Annotated in this window: 31 protein-coding genes; 12 read left to right on the top strand and 19 right to left on the bottom strand. The window is 69.6% G+C overall.

The genetic code is table 11. The annotated features are described in order from the left end of the window. Positions 1–62: 62 nt before the first annotated feature. The 4 genes from ACWDRB_RS48010 to ACWDRB_RS47995 form a co-directional block, all read right to left on the bottom strand. Complete coding sequence (locus tag ACWDRB_RS48010; RefSeq protein ID WP_449905853.1) at positions 63–701, bottom strand: hypothetical protein; 639 nt, start codon at positions 699–701, stop codon at positions 63–65. Positions 702–883: 182 nt separating this feature from the next. Beyond that, positions 884–1021, bottom strand: coding sequence for a hypothetical protein (locus ACWDRB_RS48005; RefSeq protein WP_449905850.1), 138 nt, complete (start codon positions 1019–1021; stop codon positions 884–886). Between the two features lie 225 nt (positions 1022–1246). Continuing rightward, positions 1247–1486, bottom strand: a complete 240-nt coding sequence (locus ACWDRB_RS48000) for a hypothetical protein (protein ID WP_449905848.1) — start codon at positions 1484–1486, stop codon at positions 1247–1249. 6 nt (positions 1487–1492) lie between these two features. Beyond that, complete coding sequence (locus ACWDRB_RS47995; RefSeq protein ID WP_449905845.1) at positions 1493–1786, bottom strand: type II toxin-antitoxin system Phd/YefM family antitoxin; 294 nt, start codon at positions 1784–1786, stop codon at positions 1493–1495. 146 nt (positions 1787–1932) lie between these two features. Between ACWDRB_RS47995 and ACWDRB_RS47990 the strand changes: the two genes are divergently transcribed. From ACWDRB_RS47990 to ACWDRB_RS47950, 9 genes are read left to right on the top strand one after another with little or no spacing between them, the layout of a single operon-like run. Continuing rightward, positions 1933–2469, top strand: a complete 537-nt coding sequence (locus ACWDRB_RS47990; RefSeq protein WP_449905842.1) for a hypothetical protein — start codon at positions 1933–1935, stop codon at positions 2467–2469. Continuing rightward, complete coding sequence (locus ACWDRB_RS47985; protein WP_449905839.1) at positions 2466–3416, top strand: hypothetical protein; 951 nt, start codon at positions 2466–2468, stop codon at positions 3414–3416. The genes ACWDRB_RS47990 and ACWDRB_RS47985 overlap by 4 nt, the downstream gene beginning before the upstream one ends. Then, positions 3413–3811, top strand: a complete 399-nt coding sequence (locus ACWDRB_RS47980) for a hypothetical protein (protein ID WP_449905836.1) — start codon at positions 3413–3415, stop codon at positions 3809–3811. Before ACWDRB_RS47985 ends, ACWDRB_RS47980 begins: the two co-directional genes overlap by 4 nt. Then, a complete protein-coding gene (locus tag ACWDRB_RS47975; RefSeq protein WP_449905833.1) occupies positions 3808–4065 on the top strand; it encodes a hypothetical protein in 258 nt (85 codons plus the stop codon). The genes ACWDRB_RS47980 and ACWDRB_RS47975 overlap by 4 nt, the downstream gene beginning before the upstream one ends. Continuing rightward, the gene (locus ACWDRB_RS47970) at positions 4065–4685 is read left to right on the top strand and encodes a hypothetical protein (protein WP_449905830.1); all 621 of its coding nucleotides are present in this window, start codon (positions 4065–4067) and stop codon (positions 4683–4685) included. Before ACWDRB_RS47975 ends, ACWDRB_RS47970 begins: the two co-directional genes overlap by 1 nt. Before the next feature lie 5 nt (positions 4686–4690). After that, a complete protein-coding gene (locus ACWDRB_RS47965; protein ID WP_449905827.1) occupies positions 4691–5170 on the top strand; it encodes a hypothetical protein in 480 nt (159 codons plus the stop codon). After that, positions 5167–5508 carry a hypothetical protein gene (locus tag ACWDRB_RS47960; protein WP_449905825.1) on the top strand — a complete coding sequence of 114 codons (342 nt, stop codon included), beginning with the start codon at positions 5167–5169 and terminating at the stop codon, positions 5506–5508. The genes ACWDRB_RS47965 and ACWDRB_RS47960 overlap by 4 nt, the downstream gene beginning before the upstream one ends. After that, positions 5505–6671 carry a tyrosine-type recombinase/integrase gene (locus tag ACWDRB_RS47955; RefSeq protein WP_449905822.1) on the top strand — a complete coding sequence of 389 codons (1167 nt, stop codon included), beginning with the start codon at positions 5505–5507 and terminating at the stop codon, positions 6669–6671. Before ACWDRB_RS47960 ends, ACWDRB_RS47955 begins: the two co-directional genes overlap by 4 nt. Positions 6672–6727: 56 nt before the next feature. Further along, a complete protein-coding gene (locus ACWDRB_RS47950) occupies positions 6728–6964 on the top strand; it encodes a hypothetical protein (protein WP_449905819.1) in 237 nt (78 codons plus the stop codon). Between the two features lie 314 nt (positions 6965–7278). Here ACWDRB_RS47950 and ACWDRB_RS47945 read toward each other — a convergent pair whose 3' ends face one another. Beyond that, positions 7279–8061, bottom strand: coding sequence for a hypothetical protein (locus ACWDRB_RS47945; protein ID WP_449905816.1), 783 nt, complete (start codon positions 8059–8061; stop codon positions 7279–7281). A gap of 440 nt (positions 8062–8501) precedes the next feature. Between ACWDRB_RS47945 and ACWDRB_RS47940 the strand changes: the two genes are divergently transcribed. Beyond that, positions 8502–9053, top strand: coding sequence for an NUDIX hydrolase (locus ACWDRB_RS47940; RefSeq protein ID WP_449905813.1), 552 nt, complete (start codon positions 8502–8504; stop codon positions 9051–9053). A gap of 153 nt (positions 9054–9206) precedes the next feature. Here ACWDRB_RS47940 and ACWDRB_RS47935 read toward each other — a convergent pair whose 3' ends face one another. The 13 genes from ACWDRB_RS47935 to ACWDRB_RS47875 all read right to left on the bottom strand — a co-directional run bounded on the left by ACWDRB_RS47935 (position 9207) and on the right by ACWDRB_RS47875 (position 19370). Beyond that, positions 9207–9845: a mycothiol-dependent nitroreductase Rv2466c family protein gene (locus ACWDRB_RS47935; RefSeq protein ID WP_449905810.1), complete on the bottom strand. Its 639-nt coding sequence runs from the start codon at positions 9843–9845 to the stop codon at positions 9207–9209. Between the two features lie 18 nt (positions 9846–9863). Beyond that, entirely contained in the window at positions 9864–10565 is a 702-nt protein-coding gene (locus tag ACWDRB_RS47930) for a 3'-5' exonuclease (RefSeq protein ID WP_449905807.1), read from the bottom strand. A 91-nt stretch (positions 10566–10656) separates the two neighbouring features. After that, positions 10657–11622 carry a phosphoribosylaminoimidazolesuccinocarboxamide synthase gene (locus tag ACWDRB_RS47925; protein WP_449905865.1) on the bottom strand — a complete coding sequence of 322 codons (966 nt, stop codon included), beginning with the start codon at positions 11620–11622 and terminating at the stop codon, positions 10657–10659. Continuing rightward, positions 11622–12371 carry an HAD family hydrolase gene (locus tag ACWDRB_RS47920; protein ID WP_449905804.1) on the bottom strand — a complete coding sequence of 250 codons (750 nt, stop codon included), beginning with the start codon at positions 12369–12371 and terminating at the stop codon, positions 11622–11624. The genes ACWDRB_RS47925 and ACWDRB_RS47920 overlap by 1 nt, the downstream gene beginning before the upstream one ends. Continuing rightward, positions 12368–13147 (bottom strand): thymidylate kinase, encoded by a 780-nt coding sequence (locus tag ACWDRB_RS47915; RefSeq protein ID WP_449905801.1) that lies wholly within the window; start codon positions 13145–13147, stop codon positions 12368–12370. The genes ACWDRB_RS47920 and ACWDRB_RS47915 overlap by 4 nt, the downstream gene beginning before the upstream one ends. A gap of 14 nt (positions 13148–13161) precedes the next feature. Beyond that, positions 13162–14346 carry a DegT/DnrJ/EryC1/StrS family aminotransferase gene (locus tag ACWDRB_RS47910; protein WP_449905798.1) on the bottom strand — a complete coding sequence of 395 codons (1185 nt, stop codon included), beginning with the start codon at positions 14344–14346 and terminating at the stop codon, positions 13162–13164. Next, positions 14343–15419, bottom strand: a complete 1077-nt coding sequence (locus tag ACWDRB_RS47905; RefSeq protein ID WP_449905795.1) for a radical SAM protein — start codon at positions 15417–15419, stop codon at positions 14343–14345. The genes ACWDRB_RS47910 and ACWDRB_RS47905 overlap by 4 nt, the downstream gene beginning before the upstream one ends. Next, the gene (locus ACWDRB_RS47900) at positions 15409–16122 is read right to left on the bottom strand and encodes a dTMP kinase (RefSeq protein ID WP_449905792.1); all 714 of its coding nucleotides are present in this window, start codon (positions 16120–16122) and stop codon (positions 15409–15411) included. The genes ACWDRB_RS47905 and ACWDRB_RS47900 overlap by 11 nt, the downstream gene beginning before the upstream one ends. Next, complete coding sequence (locus ACWDRB_RS47895; RefSeq protein WP_449905789.1) at positions 16119–16946, bottom strand: class I SAM-dependent methyltransferase; 828 nt, start codon at positions 16944–16946, stop codon at positions 16119–16121. The genes ACWDRB_RS47900 and ACWDRB_RS47895 overlap by 4 nt, the downstream gene beginning before the upstream one ends. After that, positions 16943–17497, bottom strand: a complete 555-nt coding sequence (locus ACWDRB_RS47890) for a phosphoribosyltransferase (RefSeq protein WP_449905786.1) — start codon at positions 17495–17497, stop codon at positions 16943–16945. The genes ACWDRB_RS47895 and ACWDRB_RS47890 overlap by 4 nt, the downstream gene beginning before the upstream one ends. Next, positions 17497–18150 (bottom strand): GTP cyclohydrolase I, encoded by a 654-nt coding sequence (gene folE, locus ACWDRB_RS47885; protein ID WP_449905783.1) that lies wholly within the window; start codon positions 18148–18150, stop codon positions 17497–17499. Before folE ends, ACWDRB_RS47890 begins: the two co-directional genes overlap by 1 nt. A 51-nt stretch (positions 18151–18201) precedes the next feature. Further along, complete coding sequence (locus ACWDRB_RS47880) at positions 18202–18924, bottom strand: 7-carboxy-7-deazaguanine synthase QueE (protein WP_449905781.1); 723 nt, start codon at positions 18922–18924, stop codon at positions 18202–18204. After that, positions 18921–19370, bottom strand: a complete 450-nt coding sequence (locus tag ACWDRB_RS47875; RefSeq protein WP_449905779.1) for a 6-pyruvoyl trahydropterin synthase family protein — start codon at positions 19368–19370, stop codon at positions 18921–18923. Before ACWDRB_RS47875 ends, ACWDRB_RS47880 begins: the two co-directional genes overlap by 4 nt. Positions 19371–19617: 247 nt before the next feature. On the opposite strand from ACWDRB_RS47875, the gene ACWDRB_RS47870 reads away from it, so the two are divergent. Then, positions 19618–19860, top strand: coding sequence for a helix-turn-helix domain-containing protein (locus ACWDRB_RS47870; protein WP_449905777.1), 243 nt, complete (start codon positions 19618–19620; stop codon positions 19858–19860). Positions 19861–20121: 261 nt separating this feature from the next. After that, positions 20122–21594: a hypothetical protein gene (locus ACWDRB_RS47865; RefSeq protein ID WP_449905775.1), complete on the top strand. Its 1473-nt coding sequence runs from the start codon at positions 20122–20124 to the stop codon at positions 21592–21594. 422 nt (positions 21595–22016) lie between these two features. Here the strand turns inward: ACWDRB_RS47865 and ACWDRB_RS47860 are convergent, their stop codons facing one another. Then, complete coding sequence (locus ACWDRB_RS47860) at positions 22017–24392, bottom strand: Helicase associated domain protein (protein ID WP_449905773.1); 2376 nt, start codon at positions 24390–24392, stop codon at positions 22017–22019. Positions 24393–24590: the final 198 nt, after the last annotated feature.

Raw genomic sequence — 24590 nt, 5'->3', positions numbered from 1 at the left:
CGGCCCGGTCTATCAGTTCCGCCACGCTGCCCTGCACGACCACCTCGCTAGCCAGAAAGAGTTCAACACGCAGACTTGACGGGGAACTGCCACAGATCGAGCACGCGACCCGCGCGGTGGTGGGTCGCCTCGGTGTACGGGCTGCCCGTGGTGACGTCGCGGGTCAGGCGCACCAGGGCGTGCCGCCACCAATCGCGCTCGGCGATCTCAGGGCTGTGCTCGCCGTTCTCGGCGGCGTGCGCGCCGAACTCCTCGACGTCGGCGGCCGGGGCGAGCTCCGCCGTGGCGGTGACCGACTTGCGGCCGCGCATCACCACGGCGTGCCGGGCGGCGGCGGCCAGGCTCTCCAGCTCTTCGGCGGTGATGCCGCCGCCGGCGGGCGGGCGGGAGAAGGTCAGGCGGGTCAGCATGACCACGCGCTCGGATCCTCCGGTGTGGGCCCAGACGACGACCCTCGGGCACGGAATCCTGGCGTACCGCCAGGCCCCGGAGATCGCCAGGGCCACGGCCGCCCGATCCCGCGGGTCGAGGAGGCGGTGCGCGGACAGGCTGTCCCGGGTGAGATCGAACTCCAGAGTCACCTGCAGCCACACGGCGGCGGCGGCCGGGTCCTGTTCGGCGCGTAGCGCCGTGGTGAACTTCTCGCCCTGGCGCGCGGCCTGGCGGGCCTTCTTGGCGGCGGTGGGTTGGTTCTTCGGCATGTCGGACGGCTCCCAGCTCGGCGAGGCCCCACGCGCCTGGCCGGTTCGGTCAGCGTGCGACACGGTGCCGGACAAGGATGAACCACTTCACGGGCCCCGGGAGACCTTGGTCGGCGATGTCGGCGGCGTGGGCGCTCGGCGGCGACGAACGGCGTGCGTGTCTTGCCGTGGCCTTCACGATATTAGTGGCCACCGACACAAACCAGCTTTCTGCAGGCTGGCTCGCAGCGCGCGCCGGCCTCCAGGTCCTCGCGGACCTCCAGTCCGGCGATGCCATGCGCGGGCAGCGCCGCACTCCAGTCGACGGCGGGTTGCTCCATGGGGGCCGAGCGTACGCCGGGCGGCGGCTCGTCCATCTGTTCGAGTCCGATATGTGCCGATCGGAGCGATAGTTACCTGTGTCCGGTTTGCGTCTCGCGATCTTTGCTAAATGATCTCTCTGTGGCGCACGCTGGCGGGCGAACTCGGGTTGTCGGATAGTAGGAGATATCCAGGAGCGGTGCGGGGGCTCCTGGACGCTCTCAGCGTGTTTTCGCCTCTCAGGGCTAGGTGTTGATCTCCAAAACCCAGATGGAGACGTGGTCGGGGCCGCGCGTGTAGACGAGGCGGAAGGTGTCGGTGCGGATCTCGAACGCGTCGGGGATGCCGCCGTACGGCACGGCTCCGAGCGGTTCAGGTTCCTCGATCAGGTCGAGGAAGGTGTTCGCGATGGCGGTCCTCAGGCCGGGCGCCGCCTGGCGCAGGATGTCGCGTACCGCGAGGTCGATGTGGAGGAGCCGTTTCAAGAGCGCTCACTGGGGGGTCGGTAGGCCAAGGTCGGCATACAGGGCTTCCTTGCTGTCGTAGGTCATCATTTCGCGCTCACCGCGGGCGTGTGCGGCGATCGCTTCGGACACGTGGCCGGCCTCCAGTTCCCGGCGGGCTCGCAGTAGTTCCTCGTAGTCGGCTTCGGAGATGAGAACGGCGCGCTCCGTAGTGGAGCGGCGGATGGTGGTGGGCTGGTGGCCGTGAACGGCTCGCGCTACGAGCGTGCCGAGTTGGCTGCGGGCTTCGGAAATCCCCAGTGGCTCATGTGTGGCGGTCATGCGGTACTCCTGCGAGGGGACCGGGGTCGCTCTGTTCCCGGTCTAGTTGCCTGGTGGATGTCTTCACCATACGGGAATCTGGACAGCATGCACAGGAAGTTCAACATGTACATGTTGCTCAACTCCCTTGATTTTTATTACCGGGAATGTCGATTCCCGCCGATAAAACCGCTATGATCATGGTGAACGGCCAGTCCGGGGAGCGGTCCCGGGACTGGCCGCGACACAAGCCCCAGGACGGATTAAAGGACCCAATCGTGCAACCAACGGACATCAAGCTCGTGCCGCTCGACGCGGACGCCGCCACCCTGACCGATTACCTGCTCGCCTCCCCGCTGTGGATCTCCACCCGGGCGGTGGTTCGGGGATGCCGCGTTCACCGTCTGCTGGAGGCCGTCATCAACCCGGCCAGCCGCGCCGAGAACGGCGACCCGTTCGTCCGCATCCCCGAGACCGATCACGAGATGTACGACGCCGACGAGGACGCCCACATGTGCGCCAAGGCCGCGCACCAGATCAACGCCGTCGCCCTCGGTCTGCCCGCCCATACCCCGCGCGAGGCCGTGCGTCGCCTGATCGAGATCGTCAATCTGAGCAACGACCGCGACCCGGACACGTGGTATGCCCGCCGCGCCCTCCTCGACATCCACACCGTGGCGACCGGGCAGGAGACCGCGCGATGACCCTCGCCGAGCAGGAGCGCGAAGACGCCCGCGCCCACGCCGACCACTTCGGCAGCCACTACGTCAGGGCCGTCGACGCCCTGGCCCTGCTGGAGGATGCGGCCAGCAGCCTGCGCTCCGCCGCCCGCCTGCTCCACCAGATCAGCGGCGACAACTGGGGCGCCGACGGCGAACTCGCCCCCGACGACCATCAGGACGCCACCACGGCGTTCGGCAACGCCCATCGCGAACTTCGGCACATCGAGCGCATCGTGACCAGCTTCCGCGACGAGGCCGACCGCCACCGCGCCGCGAACGAGAAGCTGCTGAACGCGGAGCCCATCCAGCCGGTACGCCCCTTCTACGCGGCCACCGCCGCCGATCTGCTGCTGATCAACCGAGTCCTCAAGACCGACTTCTCGGTGACCACGTACGTGCCCGGCCTGCGCGAGCGGGTCGACGCCGAACTGGAACTCCGCCCGCCCGGCGAGATCGTCGCCGCGCAACTACAGATCCTCGACACGCAGAAGGCCGCCATCGCCGAGAAGCTGCGCACCCCCGTCGCTCGCGTCGCTGTCGTGATCACCAAGCCGGGATACGACACCGTCCGCATCGGACCCATCCCCCACACCTACGCCCCCACGTGGATCGCCACCCTGGACAAGGCCGCCGAGCACATCAGCCTGCCCGAGGGCTCCAAGTGGGAGATCGTCACCTATGACCCGGCGGTGCCTCACGAGTCCCCGACCGCCGCCACCACGGTGCCGTCGCTGGTCCCGATCGTGCGTGAGCGCCTCAACGAGAGCGACGGCGAGGCCAAGGACGTGGCGCGCTTCCCCGACGAGTACGTCCGGATGGGGGCCCTGATCGGGGAGGAGGAGGCCTACCAGCGGTGGCGTGACGCCGTCATGGAGGTAGAAGCCGAGATCTTCGCGGCCCGCGCCGCCAAGGGTGGTGACGCGCGATGAGCAAGGCCATCAACTTCATCCGGACCGTCGCCAACCGGGACGAACTGGTCGCCCACCTGGACGCGCACCCCGATTGGGAACGCACCGCCTCCTGGACCAGGAACGGCGACTTCCTCCGCTGGAAGCTCGCTGAACACATCGCCTGCGACATCTACGGCCCCGGCTCCCCGTACGTGGTCGTGGACCTCCCCGCCCCGCACATGGACCAGCTCCTCACCCGGGACGTCCTCTCCAGGATGGCGGGTGAGGTGGAGAACGCCATCAACGCCGCCGCCCTGCGCCTGCCGATCGACACCCCCCACGAGGTGATCGACCGGTTCGTCGACGCGTACAACAGCCCCGACTGCGGCCCCAACACGCAGCTCATCCTCGCCGGACAGGTGGAACCCGAGTGAACAACCCCGAGCCAGAAGCCGCCGACCTGGCTATCGCGTCCGGCCTGCCCAAGGACCACCCGCTCAAGAGCCTGCCCGGCCTGACGTTCCACGTCACCAACCCCCTGAAGGACGCGGCACCGCCGATCATCACGGTCGGTGACCTGGAGGGCTGGACCGACGCCGCGCTCGTCCAGCTCCCCGGCTTCCGGGCGGCCCGCCTGGAGAAGGTCAAAGCCGCGCTGATCGCCGCGAGCAACGGAGCAACCTCCTGATGGACACCCACTACCGCCCCGTCCCTGACGGGGCGGCCCCCATCACCATCTGGCACGGCGTACCCGAAGACGAGGATGAGCGGCATTGGCTCACCCAGGCCATTCGCGACGTCGAGAAGCTGCACCCCAACACGATCACGCACCTGTACGACGACGAGACGATCACCCTCGCCCTCCTCCCGCCGGTCGCCCCCGGCACGGCAGAGGCCGCCGTCAAGGCCGCCGCCCGCTGGTGCGCCGGCTGGCGCGTCACCCCGACCTGGCGACCCGAACCGGGGCACGTCCGCATCCAGGAGATCGCCCGCCAGGAGCGCGAGGCCGCGCTGCTGAACGAGGCCGCCGAGATCGCCAGGGGCTGGAGGCACGTACGCATCACCTCCCCGGCCCGGCCGAGCTGGGACGACCAGGAGGCGTCCGCCGCGTTCACGCAGGTGCGGGCGCGCATCTACTCGACCGCCAGGCGCACGGACGTGATGCGCCGCATCTCCCACCGCGACGCGCAGACGATCGTCGTGTTCGGCCACCACGAGCGGCCCGTGGACGACGCCGTGGCGGCGTTCCTCGCCGAGGTGACCACGTTCCTGCCCGCCGGGTGGGCGATCGACAGCGAGGGACGGTGACCACGATGACCGACCTGCCGTACTACACCGATGACCCGCTGGTGGACCTCAAAGCCCACCGGTTGCTGTTCGACCTCGACCCGGTCGCGTCCGCCCAGGCGGGGCGAGACCTCAAGTCCGGTACCTGCTCCTGCAGCGGCATGCCGGCCACCCCGCCGTGGGACGACCATGCGGTGTTCGAGCAGTTCGACGCGCACATGGTCGACGTTCAGGTGTACGCGCACCAGGAGGTGGCCGAGGCGCTTGAGCAGGCACGGAACCAGGAGCGGCAGGCCGTGGTCACCGAATGGAATGCCCGTGTCCCGGTCGGTACGCCCGTCCGTTACTGGACCGGCGCCCGCCAAGGCGAAGGGAAGCCGAGCCGGACCTGCACCGCGGCGCACCTTCTCGAAGGGCACACGCCCGTCGTGTGGGTGGACGGCGAAGGGCGCTGCATCGCCCTCACCCACGTCCAGCCCACGACTACCGAGGGAACCGCGTCATGACCACCGTCCCGCCGGCACGCAACACGGTCGAGCTGCACGCTCTCCAGGCCGCGTTGTCGGCCGGGCTCGAGGGCGTCCGCTGGGAGACCAGCGTGCCGCCCGGCTCGACCATGGTGACCGGCCACGCCTGGGCCACCGAGGAGGCTCAGGAGCGGGGTGGCCGGGTCGCCCGGCGCGGCCTGTACGAGGTGGCCGAGACGGCGGTCGCCACGGTGGACTCCCTCGGCTGGAATCACGTCGAACAGCCCGCCGTCGAAATCAGCCCCGCTCACCCGAAGTGGCACGGGCGGCAAGGGCGTTACCTGCTGCGGGTGACATTCCGGCTGGAGCTCCGGTGAGCGAGCACCTCCCCGAGGCAGTCACGGCGGGCGCGCTGCCCGCCGTGGCGGCCCCGCCCGACCGAGCGAAGAACCCGTACTGGGCGTACCTCGCCAGCCTCGACAGAGCCGAATCCCGCCGCGCCATGAAAGGCTGTCTCGACCGGATCGCCCGCCTCATGGCAGGCAAGGACCCGTCCGGCCGCGACTCCAAGGGGAAGCCGGACCCGGCCGCGCTCGCCATCACCGGGGAGACGGTGCACTGGCACCTGCTGCGGCCCGAGCACACCCAGCACATCCGCTCCCTGATCGCCGAGGCGACCACCCGCCGCAAGGACGCCGACCCCGAGCTGTGGTCGACCGCATACCGGAACAAGCACATCGTCGCCCTGCGGCAGGTCCTCGACCGGGCGTGGCTGCTCGGCCTTATGACCGCCGACGAACGCGACCGCGCCCAGCGTGTCAGCCAGTTCTCCGGGACGCACCTGCCCAAGGGGAAGCACCTGGCCGACGAGCGTGTCGGCGCGCTGTTCGCTGCCTGCGACGCTGACCTTGACCCCGACGACGTCGAGGACGAAGCCCACCGCGAGCGGCTGCGCCGTACGGCCATGCGGGACGCGGCCCTGCTCGCGGCCCTGTACTCGACCGGCGCCCGCCGGTCCGAGCTGGCCGGGGTGGCGCTGGCCGACTACGACCCGGCCGACAGATCCCTGCGCATCCGGCACGGCAAGCGGAACAAGCAGCGGATGGTCTACCTCACCTCGGGCGCGGTCGGCCGGATCGAGGCGTGGCTGACCGTGCGCGGCAACGCTCCGGGCGGCCTGTTCGCGCCGTTCACCCCGCGCGGCGGCCACGTCCGCCGCACCAAGGCGGGCACCGTGGCGCACATGAGCGGCCAGACGGTCGGCGACGTGATCACCAACCGCGCCGAGCAGGCCGGTCTATCTGAGGCCCCGGACGCGCACGACTTCCGCCGCACCTTCACCGGAAAGCTCCTGGACGCCGGCGTAGACCTGGCCACCGCACAAGCCCTGCTCGGGCACGCCTCCCCGGCCACGACGGCGCGGTACGACCTGCGGCCGGAGCGGGCCCGCCGCGAGGCCACCGACAAGCTGGGCACTCCCGACGCTGTACCGCTTCCCGGCGTGGCCCCTCGCCGCCGGAAGGCCGCGCCCGGGAGGTGATGGCCTCGGCCATCGGAGGGAGACAGTAGCTCCCGCCGGTGGCCAGACTCACCCGCATGATCGAGAACACCGGCACGACCAGCGCGCACGAGTGGGTGATAGGCGCCGTCGTCCGTCTCACCAGAGAGCAGGAGCAGGATCTGCTCGTGGCCGACATCCTCGGCGAGACTCCCAGGTTCGCGCTGCCCGCCGGCGCGGAGACCGAGCCCGTCATCCTGGCCTGCAGGCGGTGCCTGCGCCCGTTCGATGACGACGCTGACAACGAGCCGTGCATCCCCGTCCCCATGCCCTGACCTGTGGACAAGACGTCAACGATTTGATGGTCTAGCTTCCTCTCGCCCCACAGCGAGAGGAAGGACAACCCCATGGCCAAACCCCCTGCCGACGCCGCGGCGCTCCTGCCATTCAGCGGCCTCGATCCGACCTGCGCGAAGTGCGGGTGTATCGGCGCGACCCTCCAATACCGGCCTGCGCGCGGCCCGCTCATCCTGCCGTGTAACCACAACCTCGTCGTGGACGTGGCCAGGCCGGAGCGGCTCGCCCGTCAGCGTGTGCAGGAAACTGCACACTCGTATGTGCCTGTCCGCAGCTTCGGGAGTGGCGCAGCTCAGCGGCGCTCGAAGGGATTGAACCCCCACGGATCGTGGTGCGGCTCGCCGCGCTCGCGTAGCTCGATCTGGTAGGCCCGCCAGATGTCGGCCTCCGTCAGCGGCACCGGGGCGTGGTGGCGCAACGTTCCGGATCGGGCCCGTTCGCGGTACCTGCGGTTGAAGGCGGCATATGACAGGCCCGGCTCAGCCAGGCGGCGGCGCAGTTCGGCGCCCCGGTCGCCGATGATGGCGGCCTGGTCCAGGTCGGCCACCGCGCGGGCACGGGCCAGCTCGTCGATGTCGTAGGCGATCCGGCGCAGCACCGCAGCCACTCGGGCCAGGTCCACCCCGACATGGTAGGCATCCTCATCGTCGGCTGGACGCAGGTTCACCACTGGGGGAAACCCGCCGTCGGCGAGCCGGTCAACCCATTCGGCGCACTTCAGCACCCAGCGCACCTCATCGACCAGGCGCTCGGCGATGCTGTCGCGGCCGTCCAGCTCTTCGTCATCGCTACCGGCAGGATCCTCCGGGGCTGGCCACCCGGTCTCACGCAACTGCGCCAGCGCCGCCTCCAGTTCCGGCAATGGCGCGGCCGCCGTGGCGATCTGCTGGATGCGCGAGGGCGAACGCCCCGCCTCGGCCGCCGCCGCCCGGACCGGCAGGCCCTCGGCACGGGCCGAGGCGATGGCCCACTCGTGCTCGAGCTCGGCCTGGCGCAACCGCCACGCCGCCCGGCGCACCCGGCGCCGCAGCCGTCGCTCCCGCCCTACCTTCGCCCGTAGCTCATCTCGATCCACGCTGAGGATCATGTCACCGGCCGCCATCCGGTGTGCAGGAAACTGCACACGCTGGAGCCGCTGATCGTTCTCTTACTCCCCGGGGGGCCGGTGGTCGTCCAGTTGGGTGGCGGTCAGCGAATGCCGTCGGAGGCGGGTCGAGGCGGCTGAGTGTGTGGCGGTTGTGCTCCGTCGGCGGCTGGTCGACGGAGCACAACCAGCTTTCCACCGCCCGTCTCCGCAGCGTGTCTCGATCACGCCCCGGACGGAGAGTGTGGGCGCCTGCCATATCTGTTCGGCGTGGCATGCGCGCGCTGACCGATCCCACCTGTAAGGTGCGAACCTCCTTCCTCGTATGCCACACGCGTCAAAGGAGCAGACTGTGTCAATGCTCGTCGCTCACGTCATCCGAGCAGTCGGTCACGGAGAGCTCTGCTCTCGGGCAGGTATGGGGGTGACCTGTGGCGATCAGTGACGCGGACATCTCAAGCGCCGTCTTCGCCTACCTCGGGCGCTACCCGGACGAGGCCGCGCTGCTGTCTGAACCGATGCGACTTCTGTCCGAGGGTCGGGATTTCGCCTCGCGGCGGAATTTCCAGATGCACGTGACCGCCGGCGCGCTGCTGGTCCGCGGTGGCGCCGAGGTCCTGCTCGTCGAGCACCGCGCGTATGGGATCCCGTTGCAGCCCGGCGGTCACCTGGAGCCGACCGACACCTCACTGATCGACGCAGCGGTGCGCGAGTTGGTGGAGGAGACCGGGATCGACCCGGCGCAGGTCCTCCCTGCGTCGCAGAGCCCCGTCTACATCGAGTACGGAAGGGTTCCGGCACGACCCCAGAAGGGCGAGCCGGAGCACCACCATCTCGATATCGGGTACGCGTTCGTGACGGATGCGGACATGGGCCTGATTCAGGAGTCCGAGGTGACGGGTGCTGCCTGGTATCCGCTCGCCGACGCCGAGCGCCTCGTCGGGCATCGCATTGCGCGAGCCGTGCCGGCCCGGATCGGCTAAGGACCCGGCGGACGCTGCCGACCGGCAGCGGCGTCAGCTCACGGCGCGCCCGTCGAGGCTCCCCGCGGGACTTGTTCGCCTCATGGGCGGACCGAACGGAGAGCCTCGACGGGTTGCAGCCGCAGTGGGCGACGGCCGAGGTGTGGTGTCCCCTCAGTCGAAGGACGGTTTGACGCTCCGGTCCCGGCTCCGCTTGAGCTCGAAGAAGCCCTCCGTTTCGGCGACCCGGACCAGGCCGTCCCAGAGTCGGCCGGCTGCTTCGCCACGGGGGGTCTGCCTGATCACGGGGCCGAACAGAGCCGTGCCGCCGATGCGGAGAACGGGCGTTCCGACATCGAGGCCGACCTCGTTGAACGCCTCATCGTGGGAGTCCCTGATGAGCTGATCGAACTCGTCGCTGCTGGCGGCTGCCGCCAGCGAATCGGGCAGGCCCGCCTCGGCGAGAGCTTCGGCGATGACCGTGGGGTCGTCGCGACGTCTTTGGTTGTGGCACCGGGTGCCGATGGCGGTGTACAACGGGCCGAGGATGCCCCGGCCGGCGTGCTCAGCGGCGGCCGCGCAGACCCGCACCGGACCCCAGGCATTCTCCATCAGGTCCCGGTACTCGTCGCTGAGCCCCTCGCCCTTGCGCTGGATAAGGTTCAGATGGGCCAGCGACATGAGCCGCCAGTCGGCGTGCACCGGCCGGACCTGCTCGACCTCCAGGAGCCAGCGTGAGGTGACCCACGCCCAGGGGCACAGCGGATCGAACCAGAATGGGACCTCCTCGCGGTCCCGCTGTTCCTTGATCATGATGGTTGCCGTCCTGTCTTAGACCGGTTCGCCCTGTCCTCGCCCGCCGTCCGGGTGGACGTCGAACAATTCGCCTTGGGCGGGCACGTTGCACTTGGCGGTGCGTCCCGCGATCTTCACCAGAGCCGCGAGATCGCTGAACTCAGCATGCTCGTTCGCGGCGCTGACCAGCCGGATGAACACCTCGGCGGTGACCTCGACGTCGGCGTAGGCCCGGTGACGATCCGCCGGATGTTTGATGGAGAAATGCGTCAGCAGCGTGTCGAGCCGGTAGTTGGGCAGACCCGGTACGAGGTATCTGGCCAGCGGGACCGTGTCTAGGAGGTCGATGCGGGCCAGCGCCGGGCAGTGCTCACGCTGGTTGTGAACAAGGTTGGCCTCGGTGGCGGCGTGTTGAGCGACCAGCAGGTACGGCTTGCCCGCAGCGAACCGCCGATCGAGCGCGCCCAGCGCCTGGGCCGGGCTGGGGGCCTGGCTCACCTGCTCGGCGGTCAATCCGGTTTGGGCTGTGACGGCCGGTGTCACCGGGGCGAACGCGGGCGGCCTGATGAGCGAGGAAAACGGCTTGCCGGCTGTCGTCCAGGCGCCCGCCTGGTAGCGGAGTGCGAGAGCGGCGACCTCAATGGGCTGGGCCGGGTAACCCTTGGGGGTTGTCGCCTCGAAGTCGATGACCACGAACGTCGTCGCCGCGAAGGCGGGGTCGTGCGTCAAGCCGCCCATGTGCCCACCGTTCTCCCGGGTTCCGTCGCGGTGCCGGCCCGCGCCCGCCACATCGAGGAGAGCATGCCTGAGTGCTGCCCGTCGTGTGCCGTCATTGACCGATGAGGTTGGTTACTGCCTGTGTGGCGGCGTGCAGGTCCGGCGCGTTCCACCGGCGCTCGCCAGTCCAGGTCTCGCTCAGGGACCGGTAGAGGTCCGACATCGCCGGCAGGAACTCGGGCGGAAGGGATGCTGGCTGTGGCCACTGGCTCCGGGGCACGCCGTCGGCGATCAGTTTGCCAGTCGGCACCTCGAGCCCGTTGGCCACGTACCAGTTTCGCAGGACCTGCTTGCCGCAGTGGACGCCGTCGTACATCAGGCGGCTTTCGTCGGGTGTGCCGGGACTGTCGGCCAGCACGATGCGCGCATCGCTCGACACCAGGAACTCGGCCTTGCCGTCGCAGTGGCTCAGCCCGAGCTTGGCGGCGTGCCCGGTCAGCACCTCGTTGACCTTGATGGCGGTGTCGTGCATCGCCTGGAAGGGCTCGTCGCTCAGCCCGGCCAGGCGCTGGGCCTCGGGCCCATTGATGAACTGGTTGACGTCTTGGAGCATGGTGGCGTACTCGATGAACGGTCGTTCCAGCTTCTCGCCGGCTTCGGGAATGGTGCGGAGCCCGACCTCGGCCGCTGTGAGCTCGCCGGTGGCGAGGCGGCGGTGCACGGAGCTTCCTTGCGGGAGTTCGTTGCGGAAGAGGACCTGCACGGGAACGAGGTAATTGCCTTCGCCCGGGGCGAGCGGCCCAGCATTCGGATCCGGGACGCGCGCGAGGTTGAACTCGATCGTGTTCGGGGGGATGAACCGGCGGAAATGCGTTGGCACGCCCGCCTCCTCCAGCATGCCGAAGTTGAAGACGGCCATGCGGCAGATCGCCTCCCCCTTGCCGGGGATCGGGTCCGGCATCCGGCCGTAGTGAAACACCGTGTAGGTGTCGGTGTACTCGAAGTGTCCAATGCCCTCCCGGGTTGGCGTGGGAGGTTCGACGATCTGGAGGTTCTTGGTCGAGTGGAGGACAGGCATCATGCTCCCCTGGAGCGACGGCACATGCCGTCATCGGGCGGAATCTGTGCATCGTGGCGTCGTGCTGCCGGGCGCGGTGCACGGCGCGGTGTCGTGTCTTCGTCGGCGGGGGCCAGGTGGCCGTCGGCCACCGTGATCACGTGCTGTATTCCGGCGGCGCGAGCGGAGGCGACGCCGTCAGGAGCGTCATCGACGGCCAGGCAGTGGCCCGGCGGGACGTCGAGGCGTTGGGCGGCCGCGAGGTATAGGTCGGGGGCTGGCTTGCCGTGCGTGACGTCTTCTCGTGCGACGACAGCTGCGAACTCGTGCCTCAGCCCCACAGCGTCGAGCCCGGGATGGACGAGGACTCGGCTGGCGCCTGAAGCGACGGCGCAGCGCAGTCCAGCCCGGCGTGCGGCGTGCAAGAGCGAGACGACGCACGCGATGGCGGTGGTGTGGTGCACGGTGGCGAGCAGGTGGGCGCGGCTGGCTCGGATGATCTCGTCGTAGGGGAGCGACCGGCCGCCCGGTAGCGCGGCCAGCAGGTCGTGGATGGACAGGCCGACGTGCCGGCGATACCAGTTGTGGTCGAGGTCGTGGCCGTGCGGCTGCAGCGCCGCTCGTAGTGCCTGCTCGTGGCTGGGCGTCGTGTCGGCGAGAGTTCCGTCGAAGTCGAGGATCAGGGCCTCGATGCCGTCGGAGATCGCGGGCGCACAGCACCTCGCGCAAGGCGGGCCCAGGCAGCGCGAGGGAAGGGCCGCCTCGTTCATGCCGGTGCCAGTTCCGCGGGGTGGCCGCAGCACATGCAGCGGGCCCCCGAGCCCTGCCATGGCTCGCGCACGCAGCCCAGGCCGGTCCTGGCGTTGTGAATCCAGGCCCGGATGAGCTCGGCCGCCTCGTGCTCGTCAACGGTGCGCCGGTCGACGACCCGGTAGCGTGCCGGGTCGGTGGCGGCGAGGCGCTCGTAGAGCGCGCACGCCTCACCCATGAACGCGGCTTGCTCGGAGGTGAGGACGCGCCGGTCACGCTGGTGGATGCGCGCGATGGCCTGGCGGGCGTCGTCGGTGATGAGGATGGTGAGATCGGGCAGGGGCCGGTAGGCCGACGCGAAATCCAGCAGAGCCTTTGCCGTCTTCAGGGCCGCGTCCGGGTTGTCGGGGTGCAGCAGCAGAGCCTGGCACACCGCCGTGGTGTCAACGCTTCGGCCCTCGACGACGGCACGCCCGCGCGACAGCTCGGCTATGACGGTGTCCAGGTCATAGCGCTTGATGGCCAGCAGGAGCCAGGTCTCGGCCAAAGGGGTGCCCCCGCGCAGGAACGGGTCCCCTGCGCTGGCCTCCCGCAGGGCGCGGAGCAGGGCTTCGCCCAGGCCGGGGTGCCCGTCGGCCCGCTGGGAGAACCCGTCGAGCAGCACCGGCTTGGCGCCAGGGGCATCAATGGCCTCGATGGCGCGGTGGGTGAGATACGTCTTGCCGACTCCGGTGATGCCATCGACCGCGATCAGCGGGCCTCGGGTGCAGGAATGCCGTACCGGTGTGATCGTCATGCGGCAGGATCCGTTCAGGAGCGCGGGCAGGGCGGCGCCGGAAGGGTCGATCCGGCAGCGTTCGTCGGTGTAGGTTCCGGGGCGTCGCGGCATGTGTTCCATGCGGCGGCCGCGTGGGCGATGACGGCGGCGTAGCGGTCGAGGGTGGCCTCGGTGTCGCGTTCGGTGAGGATGACCGCGAGCGTGCGATCGAGGATCTCCGCGGCGCCGCGGCACGGCCGGTCACTGAGGGCGAACATGGGCCGGCTGTCGCACGGCACGAGCCCGAAGCTGCCGGTGGAGTTCGGCACTCCCTGCTGCGCGAGGTGTTCGGCGAACCCCCGGGGGTTCGGCAGGTCGATGTGCAGCAGGGGAGCGAATCCGTTCCACTCCTCGCGCGTCGCCGGGGCGACGGCGGCCAGGCCGGGCACGTGCTCCAGGGCGTGCAGCAGGTGGCGGGTCTGGGCGCGGCGCAGTTCCACCAGGGTTGGGAGCTGGCGGAGGTTGGCCAGGGCGATCGCGGCGAGGGGAGCGGCGAGGCGGGCGTTGGTGGCCAGGCGGCTCTGCGGGGCCTGGCCAGGAGGGGGCGGCTGCCAGTGGCTGCGGAACGCGGCCGTGTGCTCTGCCACGTCGCGGCTGGCGGTGAGCAGGAAGCCGCCCTCGCCGCTCCAAAGGATCTTGCCGTCCTTCATGCTGAAGCAGCCAGCGGTGCCGACGGTGCCGGCCCGCTGCCCGTCGCGTGAGGTGCCGGCGCTCTGCGCGGCGTCCTCGACCACGGCGAGCCCGTGCTCGGATGCGAACGCCGCCAGGGCCGCCGGGTCGCCCATCCGGCCCCATAGGTGCACCGGGATGATCGCCCGGGTCCGCGCGGAGACCTTGCGGGCCGCGTCGTCGTAGTCCAGGTCCAGGGTGGCCGGGTCGCTATCGACGAACACCGGCGTTGCCCCGACGGCGCCCAGAGGCGCCACCGTCATGACGACGGTCAACGCCGGCACGAGCACTTCGTCGCCGGGGCCGATGCCGCAGGCCGACAGGGCGACATGCAGGGCCGCAGTACCGGAGGAGACCGCGATGGCGTGCGGGACGCCGAAGGCCTCAGCCAGCTCACGTTCTAGCTGCCCAGCGACCGGGCCGCCGCTCGGGTCGGGCATCTGCCCGAGCACGGCGGCGAGCTGATCGGCGAGCAGCAGTGCGCCGTCAGCGACCGCGGGGAGCGTCATCGGACGGCCCTCGCGTTCAGCAGCCGCGGCATGTCCAGCACGAGCGGCCACATGTTCACGCAATCCCGGCTGAACAGCTCGCAGTTCGTGCACGCGGGCCGGTCGGCGAACAGGATGCGTGCGTCGGCGTCTCGGATGGTGCGCCGACGCGCGGTCGGGGTGGCGGCGATCCGGCGATCGGACGGGCAGTCCCAGACCGAGCCGTCGGGCTGGATGAAGAACAGGCGGGCGCCGCCGAAGCAGTCGGGCACGTGCCCGCTGTCCTGGGTGGAGACCGCGTCGATGAAGCGCCGCACGTAGGAGGGGTCCGGCAGCGCCAGCATGCCCGGCTCGTCGTAGAGACGACTGAGTTGCTCGGCCACAGCGGGGACGTCTTCGCCGCGGTGGGTCAGCGCGGCGAAGAGCTTGTGATCGGGCGCCAGGGAGATCGGCTGGGGAACGTAGTAGTCCACGCCGAGCTGGTCGGCCAGATGGGCCATGTTGGTGATCTCCTGTGGGCGTTCCCGCATCACCACGGTGTAGATCCCCACCCGCGGTGCTTGCCGGTCGCCCCGGGCCTGAAGCAGGGCGCGGATACCGGCCACGACATCGTGGTAGCCGAAGCGGCCCGACCGCGAGGGGCGCAGCCGGTCGTTGACGGCCGCGTCCGCGCTGTCGAGGGAGACCGAAACGCCGTCGACGCCGAGATCGATCAGCCGCTGGACCACCTGCGGGCGAGTGAGCGGGATGCCGTTGGTGGCGATCACGACCTGACAGCCTGCCTGTTTGATGAGGTCGATCACCTCCAGCGTGGGGGGCCAGTCCAGCGGTTCCCCGCCGGCGATGACCACCCGCTCGACCGGCGAGCCGGCCAGGGTCCGTGCGAACGCCTTGAGCGTCTGAGGCGGCAGGTCGGTGCGGGACAGGTGGGACAGGACGCCGGCCTCGGTGGGCAGGCCCTGCTGTTTGTGCTCCTCGATCGTGCCGAAGTAGCAGTGGGGGCAGGCGAACGCGCAGGGGGAGCGGAGGCCCCACAGCAGGGTCGCGTCAGGCGTCCGAAGCACGTCAGGCGGTGAGAACTCATCAGGCGGCACGGTAGGCCTCCCTCTGCTTGGCGAGGTTCTGCACGACCGCGCCGACCGCGTCGGCGACGGCCTCGGCCGACCGCCCGGCGGTGTCGATCACGGTGTAGCGGCCGGGCTCGGCGGCGGCCAGCCCGATGTAGAGGGCGTCGGCCTGCTCGATCACGCGCGCGTCCTGTGGGGCCAGTGTCCGTTCGATCCGGTTGGCGAAGCGCTGGATGCACACCTGGCGGTCGCCGGTCAGCAGGACGGTGGCGTCGGGCCGGGGCAGCCAGGCCGACATCGTGGAGAGGATGTGCCGGGCGATGTGCGCGGGATCGGCGTCGGGGGCCTGTTCGCAGAGGATCGCAGCCTGGTAGACGGCGACAGTGTCGACGCCGCGGTCCTCGATGATTACCTCAGGCATGATCGGCAGGCCGGCGAGGAGTTCGGCCTCGCGGATCTTCAGCGCGAGCAGCGCCAGGGTCTCCGCGACCGGGTGCCCGGTGCGCAGACACACGGGGTCCTGCGCGGCCAGTGCGGAGATCACGCGTCCGGTCAGGGTGTCGCTGGCCTGGTCGGTGATCTCGTCCAGGAGCAGGCATCGCTCGCCGAGGCGGGAGGCGACCGCGCGGGCCGCAGTGGTCTTGCCGACGCCGTTGATGCCTTCGATGGTCACCCACAGCGGCCGGGCGGGGGCGCTTTCACGGCGTGGCGCGGGAATGGCGGAGGTCATGCGGGCCTCCGGCACACGTACAGCAGTTCGGTCGCCGTCTTCGGCGCCGACACCGCCGAGATCGTGTTCAGCAGCGCCGCAGGGACGCGCTCGGCGGTGTCGCGGTACCAGTCGGCCGCTCCCGGCCCGTACCGTTCGGCGAGTTCGCCGGCGACCACGTCCGGTTCGGGCGGCAGCAGGCCCATCACGTCCTCGATGAGCAGGCCCGCCTCGCTGACCACCTGCTCCACCTCCTCCCGTGACCACTCGCAGACGTGGACCCGGTACTGCAGAGGCCGCGGGCGCGGGCCGAACCCTCGCGGCGTGGACAGGTACAGCACCCCGCCGGGCGCGAGCGCCTGCGCCGTGCTGGCCAGGCTGCGCGCCCCGAGATCGAAGGGCAGATGCTCCAGCGCGGAGGTGTACAGCGCCACGTCGAAGGAGGGCAGGGGCGGCCAAGGCTCGGCCACATCGCATTCGACGAGGTCGATCGGGAAAAGCTCGCCGTACGTCTCGCGTACGAACGCGATGCGTTCGCGGGCCTCGGTCAGGTTGCCGGGGCTGATGTCCAGCCCGACGTACCGTCCGATCTGCGGCGCGTACCGGTGCAGCAGCGGCAGCGCCAGCCCGCGGCCGCAGCACACGTCCAGCACCGTCGCGCCCGGCGCGCACCGCTCGGCGACGATGAGGTGCTGCATCAGGTTCATCAGCCCCGACGGCTTGGCCTCCCCGCGGTGCAGCGCCGCGTAGAAGTCGTCCATCTGGTTGACGCTGTACGGGCCGATCATGGGGGTCCCGGGCCGGGTGCGGAACTGCTCGGGAAGCTGATCAGTGCTCGTGCTCATCGTTGCTCCTCCCAGGGGAAGACCGTCCACCCGCGGGTGGTCGTGCCGATGTAGGTGACCGTCGCCTCCGCCGGATGGCGGCCGGTCCAGTTGTCCTTGTTCACCACGCATACCGCGGTCCGCACTCGCCCGGCTCCGGCGTCGGTGGCCAGTTGTGCCGCGGCGTTGAGGGTGTCTCCGGTGCCGGCGACGTCGTCCACGATGAGGACGTCCCGGCCGGTGAGGTCGCCCAGCGAGGCCGGGTTGACGACCAGGGGCTGCGGCGTCTTGGCGGCGTTGGTGCTGTCGTCGGCGGTGTGGGTGACCTCGACCGTCCGGAGGTCTCGCAGCGGGAGTTGGTGGGAGAGGCAGACGGCCGGGATGGCGCCACCGCGCAGGACTGCGACCAGCGTCTGGGGGGTGCCGTCGTTTCGGATCGCCTCGGCGATCTGGCCGATGAGCTCTTCCACTTGGGGCCACGTCAGGTGTGTGACCGCGCGCCCGTCGCGCCCCGTCGCCGTCGCCGTCGCTGGCAGGATTGCGGCGGCGAACCGCCCGGGGTTGATCGGCATCACGCTCTCCTCCCGCCGCCAGCGGTGGTGAGGGTGAGGAACTGCTGGGAGAGCAGCGGATCGGTCCTGAACCGGCCGGCGGCGTGGACGGTGGAGGTGCGAGCACTTTCCATCCGGACGCCGCGCATGCTCATGCACAGGTGCACGCCGTGCACCGTGACGGCCACGTCCTGGCTGCCGATCGCTGTGGCCACCTCGTCGGCGAGCTGGCGGGTGAAGCGTTCCTGCATCTGGAGCCGCCCGGCGTAACGCTGCGCGATCCGGCCGAACTTCGACAGCCCCAGGACAGTGCCGTCGGCGAGGTAGCCGACGTGCGCGTCCAGCTGCATCGGCAGCAGGTGATGCTCACACAGCGACCACACGTTCAGCCCGCCGACCACCACCAGCTGGTCACTGGCGCGGGTTTCGGTGAAGCGGGTCGCCGTCGCCAAGGGGTCCGGCGACAGGAAGCTGTGCCACCAGGACGCGACGCGGGCCGGCGTGTCGAGCAGGCCCTCGCGCTGGGGGTCCTCTCCAAGAGCGATGAGCAGTTCGCGGACGAGTTCGGCCACGCGCGGCGTGTTCACCGTCGAGCCTGGGACGTGCTCGGGTGGCTGTGAAACGGCTCGGCCGAGATGCGCCGTCTCAGGGGACCGCACGGCGTTGGTGGTCATGGTCCTTCCTCGCTTCCAGGGGCGGGGCCGGTAGGCGCGGAGCGACGGCTGTCATCGGCCACGTTCGTCACCCCACAGCAGGACGTGCAGGCGCAGGGACAGCGACCAGCCGCGGGCGATGACCGCCTCGGCGAGCTTCTGGGCGCGGCCCAGTACGTGCTCGGCGGAGACGCCTTCAGGCATCACCCACACCTGCTTCATCCCGAAGCGCTCGGCGAGTTCGGCGATCTCGTCCAGGTCGGCCGGGTCGCTGACGACGAACTTGAACACCGCCTGCCCGCTGGCCGACAGCGCTTCCAAGGCGGCGGGCTTGATGCGCCGCTTGCGTGGAACGTTCGCGTTGGCCAGTTTCGGGGAGACGTTGAAGCGCAGCCCGTCCACCAGCAGCGCTGGATCGGGAGCAACGGTACCGTTGGTCTCGATCTCCAGGCGGCGGCCGGCCTGCAGCAGCGGCTCGGCCAGCGCGGGCAGGTGGCGCTGCTGCAGCAGAGGCTCTCCACCCGTGATGACGATCAGCGGCACAGGGTGGTCCAGCGCCCACGTGACCAGGTCGGCGACGGAGACGAGCTCGCGCTGCTCCCGCAGGTTGAACCGCCTGGTGTCCCACGTGTACGGGGTGTCGCACCAGCTGCATGACAGATTGCAGCGTGATAGCCGGATGAACAGCGCGTTCATGCCGATGCTGGGTCCTTCGCCTTGCAGCGTCGGGCCGAATCGCTCGGCGATCAGGAGCGTCGCGTCGCGGGACGGGGCGGACACGGTGGTGGTGGTCACGTGGCGTTTCCGATCGTGCAGCGCGCCCACGTTTTCGAGGTCTCGCTCACGGTGACGGCTGCCAGCCGCCCGGGGATGCCCGGCTGCACGTTGTCGAGGAACCACCTGGCCAGATGGAGAGCCAGGTGTTCGGAAGTCGGCTCGACCTTGAGCACCTCGTTCAGGTCGCGATGATCGAAGTGCTCGGCGAGGTGGGCGGCGAACGGGGTCAAGTCCCCGAAGTCGGTGATGAATCCCGGGTCGACGAGCGCGTCGGAGGTGAGCTCGACGGTCACCTGGTAGCTGTGACCGTGCCGACGGCCGCACTTGTGCCCATCAGGTAGTCCGTTCAGGCGGTGGGCCGCCTCGAAGGTGAAGGTCTTGCCGATGGTTAGTCCGACGCTGCCCAGGTCGCGCAGATCAGGGTGCGACTCGACAAGAGCTGGAGAGGGGCGGGGCGATGTCATCGTGGTCTCCGTTCTGCTGCCGGCCGTCTCATGGGGATGGCGACGTGAGGCGGCTCGTGCTGCGGCACGGCTGTGGCCGTGGGGTGAGGGTCTGATGAAATCCGCTGCTTTGCTTGATCTCCGGGCTTACGCTCCGATCAACCTTCTGTAACGCATCGTCACCCGGCGGGGTGCGGTCCGCTAGAGGAGCGTTGGGGCAGTCTTGGGGCATGCTCCGAGCCGCGATACAGCAGAGGAGCTGATCGGGGTGTCTGAGCAGGTGGATGAGCGGCGCGCGTGTGTGGCGCACCTGATGGGACTGCTCCTGCGGCATCTGCGCGAGAGCGCTTGCCTGACGCAGCGTCAGCTCGCGGAGCTCGCCCGTTACGATCGGGCCTGGCTGGGCAGAGCCGAACGGGGCGGGTACCTTCTTCCCGAGCACCAGGCCGCAGTGTTGGACGCACTGTTCGACACCCAAGGGCTTCTCTGGCGGTGCGGCCTGGCGGCGTAGCGCATGTGAGCCGCTGACGGCGCACGAGGCGCCGCCGGGTGAGAACGGGCGCATGACCACCACCTCTCGGCTACTCGCACCTGAGTCAATGGCTGTTAGTGCTCTGGTCTTCACTGAACATGGTGGGTATTGGCGGGTCGACCCCGGCTCGCGGGGAGAGCCCCGAGTTTCGCCGCTCCCCGCCACGAGGGGAGGACCGCGCCCAGCGGGGCGGGTTACTGTGGGGAACGAGCCTCGCCCGCGATCCGGGAGGTGCCGCAGATGGGCGCTGAGGCGCGCAAGATGATCAGGGAGCTGGTCACGACGATGCGCCGCACCGGCTCGACCACGCCCACCATCGTCCGCACGATCATGGATCGCTGGGGGACGCCTCCTCTGGTGGCCTACCGGCACGCGTTCGCGCTCAGCCAGACGCAGATCGCCGACCGTTACAACGAGCGCTGGCCGGAAGAGACACCGAAGACATTCAAGCAGGTCTCCTACTGGGAGAGGTGGCGCGGCCCGGGAGCGCCGGCATCCGGTTCCGCGCGGCCGCCGTCCTTGCAGGACCTGGGCCGCCTGGCGGTCCTGTTCGGGTGCCGCGTCGATGACCTGCTGTATGGGCCGCGTGACGCCTCGGGCCCGCCTGCGCTGATCGTCTCTCACGACGTGATCGGCCACATCGTGTCCGCCCTTCAACGGGATGGGCAGCCGGACTACCCTGAAAGTGACGACGGCAGCGAGCCTGTCGCCGTGCGTTCCATCCTTGGCGAAGGGACCATCACCGTGACCATGTCCCGCCGTGCGTTCAGCTCGCTGCTCGCAGGGGGCGGGTTGGCGGCGCTGCTGCCGGGCGCCGTTTCCTCCCCAGCATCCGCCGAGCCGGGCACCGCGGCGTTCTTCCGGCGGACCCTGGTCGGCCATCAGGCCGGCCATCACCTGCTCACGCCCGGCGCTCACATTGCCTCGCTCGTGGAGACCTTGCGCGACATTGCCGACCGCCGCGACACCGTCAGCGGCCCATACCGCCGTGATCTGCGCGCGGTGCAGGCCGAGATCGCCGAGCATCTGTCGTGGTTGCATCGTGAGATCGCCGACACCGAAGCGTGCCGCCACTGGGCTGGCAAGGCCAGCGCGTGGGCGATGGAGGCCGGAGACACCAGCATGGCCACGTACATGATGCTGCGCACGGCATCCCTCGCTCTTGATCACCGTGATTTCGCCCGCGTTCTCGACATCGCCCAGACTGTCCGGCATACCGAGTGGCCCACCCCTCCCGTCCTGCAGGCTGTCGCGTGCCTGTATGAGGCGCGCGCCCAGGCAGCGGCCGGCACGATAGATGCTGCAGCGCTGGATGCCGCTGATGAGCTTCTCGCCGCTCCGCGCAGCGCCGATGACCCGCCTTACCTGCGTTTCTATGGCACCGCCTTCGGCGATCTCCAACGAGCCACCTGCTACGTGTCGGCGGGCGAGCACGAGCGAGCGGTCACCATCTTCCAGGCGCAGCTGACTGGATTGCCCGCCACGCACTATCGTGATCGAGCCGTTCATCTGGTCCGACTCGGCCTGGCGCACGCTGTCGGCCAGGCGCCCGACGCTGCGGCGCTCGCCGGGCTCGCGGGTCTGACCGAGGCACGCCGATCGGGCTCCAAGCACGTCCTCACGGAGTTGAAGCCGCTTGCCGATCTGCTGCAGCGGCGCTGGCCCGACCAGCAAAAGGTACGGGAGTTCCGTGCGGCCCTTGCCGCGGTGTGACCGTTGCCCACCGGTGCAGTCCTGCCACGCTGGACGGTGATCTTGTCCGGAGGTGGCCGGGGTCATGTCGCCGCGGCGACGTTCCATGACGCTCTTGTCAGTGTGTGAGCCTGCCGCCGCATGCGGCAGGTGGCGCGTCGGATGGGCAGACATGAACGCCTCTTGTCTGATCGGCCTACGTCGGGTTCTTAGCGCGTGCAGGAGCGGCATGGTGCGTGGCGGGCTCCCCCGAACGTCCTCAGGCGGGATTATTGCGGCGGGTTCTGAAAGTCTCGGGCCAGAAGACGGCGACGCTTCCGTGCCACTTGCGCAGCAGCCCGCTCTGCTGCGGCGCCCGCTCAGGCGCTGTGGCGGCGGGGGCGGGCAGGTACCGGATGGAGGCGGCACTGTGGCCGTCTCGCGGGCCTTGCGCCCGAGGCGGCTCATTTCTTGATGTCCTTGGCCGGCAGTTTGACCCCGGCCTTCTGTAGTGCCTCAGCGTGCTGGGGTGCCAGGCGGCCTTTTCCGTGGCGGTTCTTGCGCTGGGAGAGCCATCGGCCGAGGGTGAGGTTTTCAGGTGGAGGGGTGACATATTTGACTGGTACGTCGACGCTGCCCTTGTTGGCCTTCTTGTAGGCGTACAGCGCTTTCATGTAGCGCTTGAACCGCCACTCCGGGGCGTTCCAGATGAAGCCGAGCTGTTCGAGTTCGTCGACTTCTTCCTGTGCCAGGGTGCCTTCTCGTCGGTTTCGGCGTACGCCGACGACCTGTTGGCCCAGCTTGCGGCCGTTGGGTCCGGGGGTGACGTAGTTCTGGGGGACGTCGAGATCGCCATGTTGGGCGCGGTAGTCGATCAGATCGGACAGGAGCTGCTCTCGCTCTGCGTCGCGGACGTTCCAGACCACGCCGAGGGCGGTCAGCTCTGCGGCGAATGCGGGATCCAGGGTTCCGGCGCGGTAGCGGCTGCGGAAGCCGTAGAGGTTGGAGCCGAGCGGGTACGGAGGATCGTCGTCAGTATCGTCGTGAGCGACGTACGCCTTGGGGACGAGCAGGTTGCCGTACTTTTTGCGGTACTTGCGGCATTCGGCGAGCAGACGCTGCCGACCGTCTGCGCGGACATCCCACACCATGCCGATGGCGTCCATGCGGGCGGACCACTGGGTTGAGAGGCTGCCTTCCCTGCGCAGGATGCGCAGCCGCTGGACCCAGCGGCCGAGGCGAAGACCGGACGGCGTTTCCCAGGATTCCGGGACGAGAAGGTCTCCGGACTCGGCCACGTAGGCTTCCGCGGCGCCGAAATACTCCTCCCAGGAGTGGCTGCCGGCACGGATGGTCTGCACCGTGATGGCTCTGGCGAAGTCAGGTGGCACGGGCACGCCGGTAATGGCAAGCCACTCGGGAAGCTCCGGCCCGCCATCCGAAGCCGCAGCGCCAGCGGTTGACTCGCTGCCCAGACGGCGGCGCAACCTGCCCAGATGGGTGGCCAGGCTGTCGTCATGGGCGGCCAGGGCGCGCACGATCTGCCACACAGGAGCGAAGGCAGAGCCTTCGAGAGCGGTTTCGGGATCCTCGTCGGGGCCGAGGAGAGCCGGGACGATGATGGAGGCGATTTTGGGTCCGGCCTCGGGGTTGCTGCGCAGGGCCCGTCCGATGGCTTGGATGATGTCGATGGGAGATTCGCGGGCGTCGATGAAGGCGACCGCGTCGATGGCAGGCACGTCGATGCCCTCGCCCAGGACGCGGGCGTTGGAGATAACGATCAGGCCGTCGTCGTCGGAACGTAGCCGGTCCAAGATCGCGCGCCGTTGGTCGAGCGGCTGGCCGCCGTGCACATGTCCGGTCCATAGGCGGGCCGGGCGTTCGGCCGCATCGAGCAGCGCGGCGGCGTGGCTCAAGGTGGCGGCGAACCACTTGGCGCCGGCTACACGACTGTGGAAGGTGATCATACGGCGGATGCCCTTTTCGTGGGCGGCCCGCAGCACGGCGATCTGGGTGGCGAGCATGTCGGGCGACAGCGCCGATGTTCCGTGCTGGTAGAACTCCTCAGGCTGAGGCTGACGGGCGGCGGCGCGAATCTGCTCGTCGGTCACCACGGGCACCACGGTCTGATACCTGGCCAGCAGTCCCATGTCCTGCGCCGCGGAGAAGGTCAGCGGGCGGGTGACCTGGCCGAAGATCTTCGCATCGTCCATGCTGACGACATCGTCATCGCCGCTGCCGCCGATCACCTTCGGCGTAGCGGTCAGGTACAGCCGCCGATCCGCCGGGATATGCGCGTTGCTGTGCACGATGGCCCACGGATTGTCCATTCGCCCGACGCTGCGATGGGCCTCGTCGACGACGATCAGGTCAAACATCGGTAAGCGCTGCTCGTGCGCGGCGGCGATCACCGGCAGGCTGTGGTACGTGCTGGCCACGATCATCCGGCCTGGGCCGGAGGCGAGCTGTACGAGCTCCCCGGCGTCACAGGTGACGCTGACGCGCTCGTCGCGCAGATCACCCCGATGCTCATCCAGCACCCGCTGATCGGAGCAGACCGCGATGAGCCGGCCCAGCATCGCATCACCGAGCAGCGCCCGCCACTGCCGGATCGTCTGCGTCAGCAACTCCAGGAACGGGGCGACGATCAAAATCCGGTCAGCGTCGGCGCGTTCCATCCGGGCGGCGGCGACAGCAGCGCCGACCCAGGTCTTGCCGCCGCCGCAGGGCATGGCGACCGTTGCGCGTTCCTCATGGGTGAACGCGGCCGCGGTCGTGCTGACCGCGTCGAGTTGGTGCGGACGCAGCTTGTCGGCCCATGTGCTGGAGTAAGAGTTCATGACTTTCTGAAAGGGAGGAGGAAGGGGGCAGCCGCCGGACGCCGGTGCTGAACCCGTGGGACGTCAGCAGAACCCGCGGGACTGGGACAGACCCGGCAGAACCTCGCGGGCCAGCTTGACAACGTCCGCTCGGCCGGGCCGCGTACCGGCCATCGCAAGGTGTGGAGAGCGTGCTCGGCCGCTTCTCGCCGGGTGCGG

The organism is Nonomuraea sp. NPDC003707 (assembly GCF_053587055.1).
Note: the sequence above shows the minus strand (reverse complement) of the source record. Positions and strands in the feature narration are given on the sequence as shown.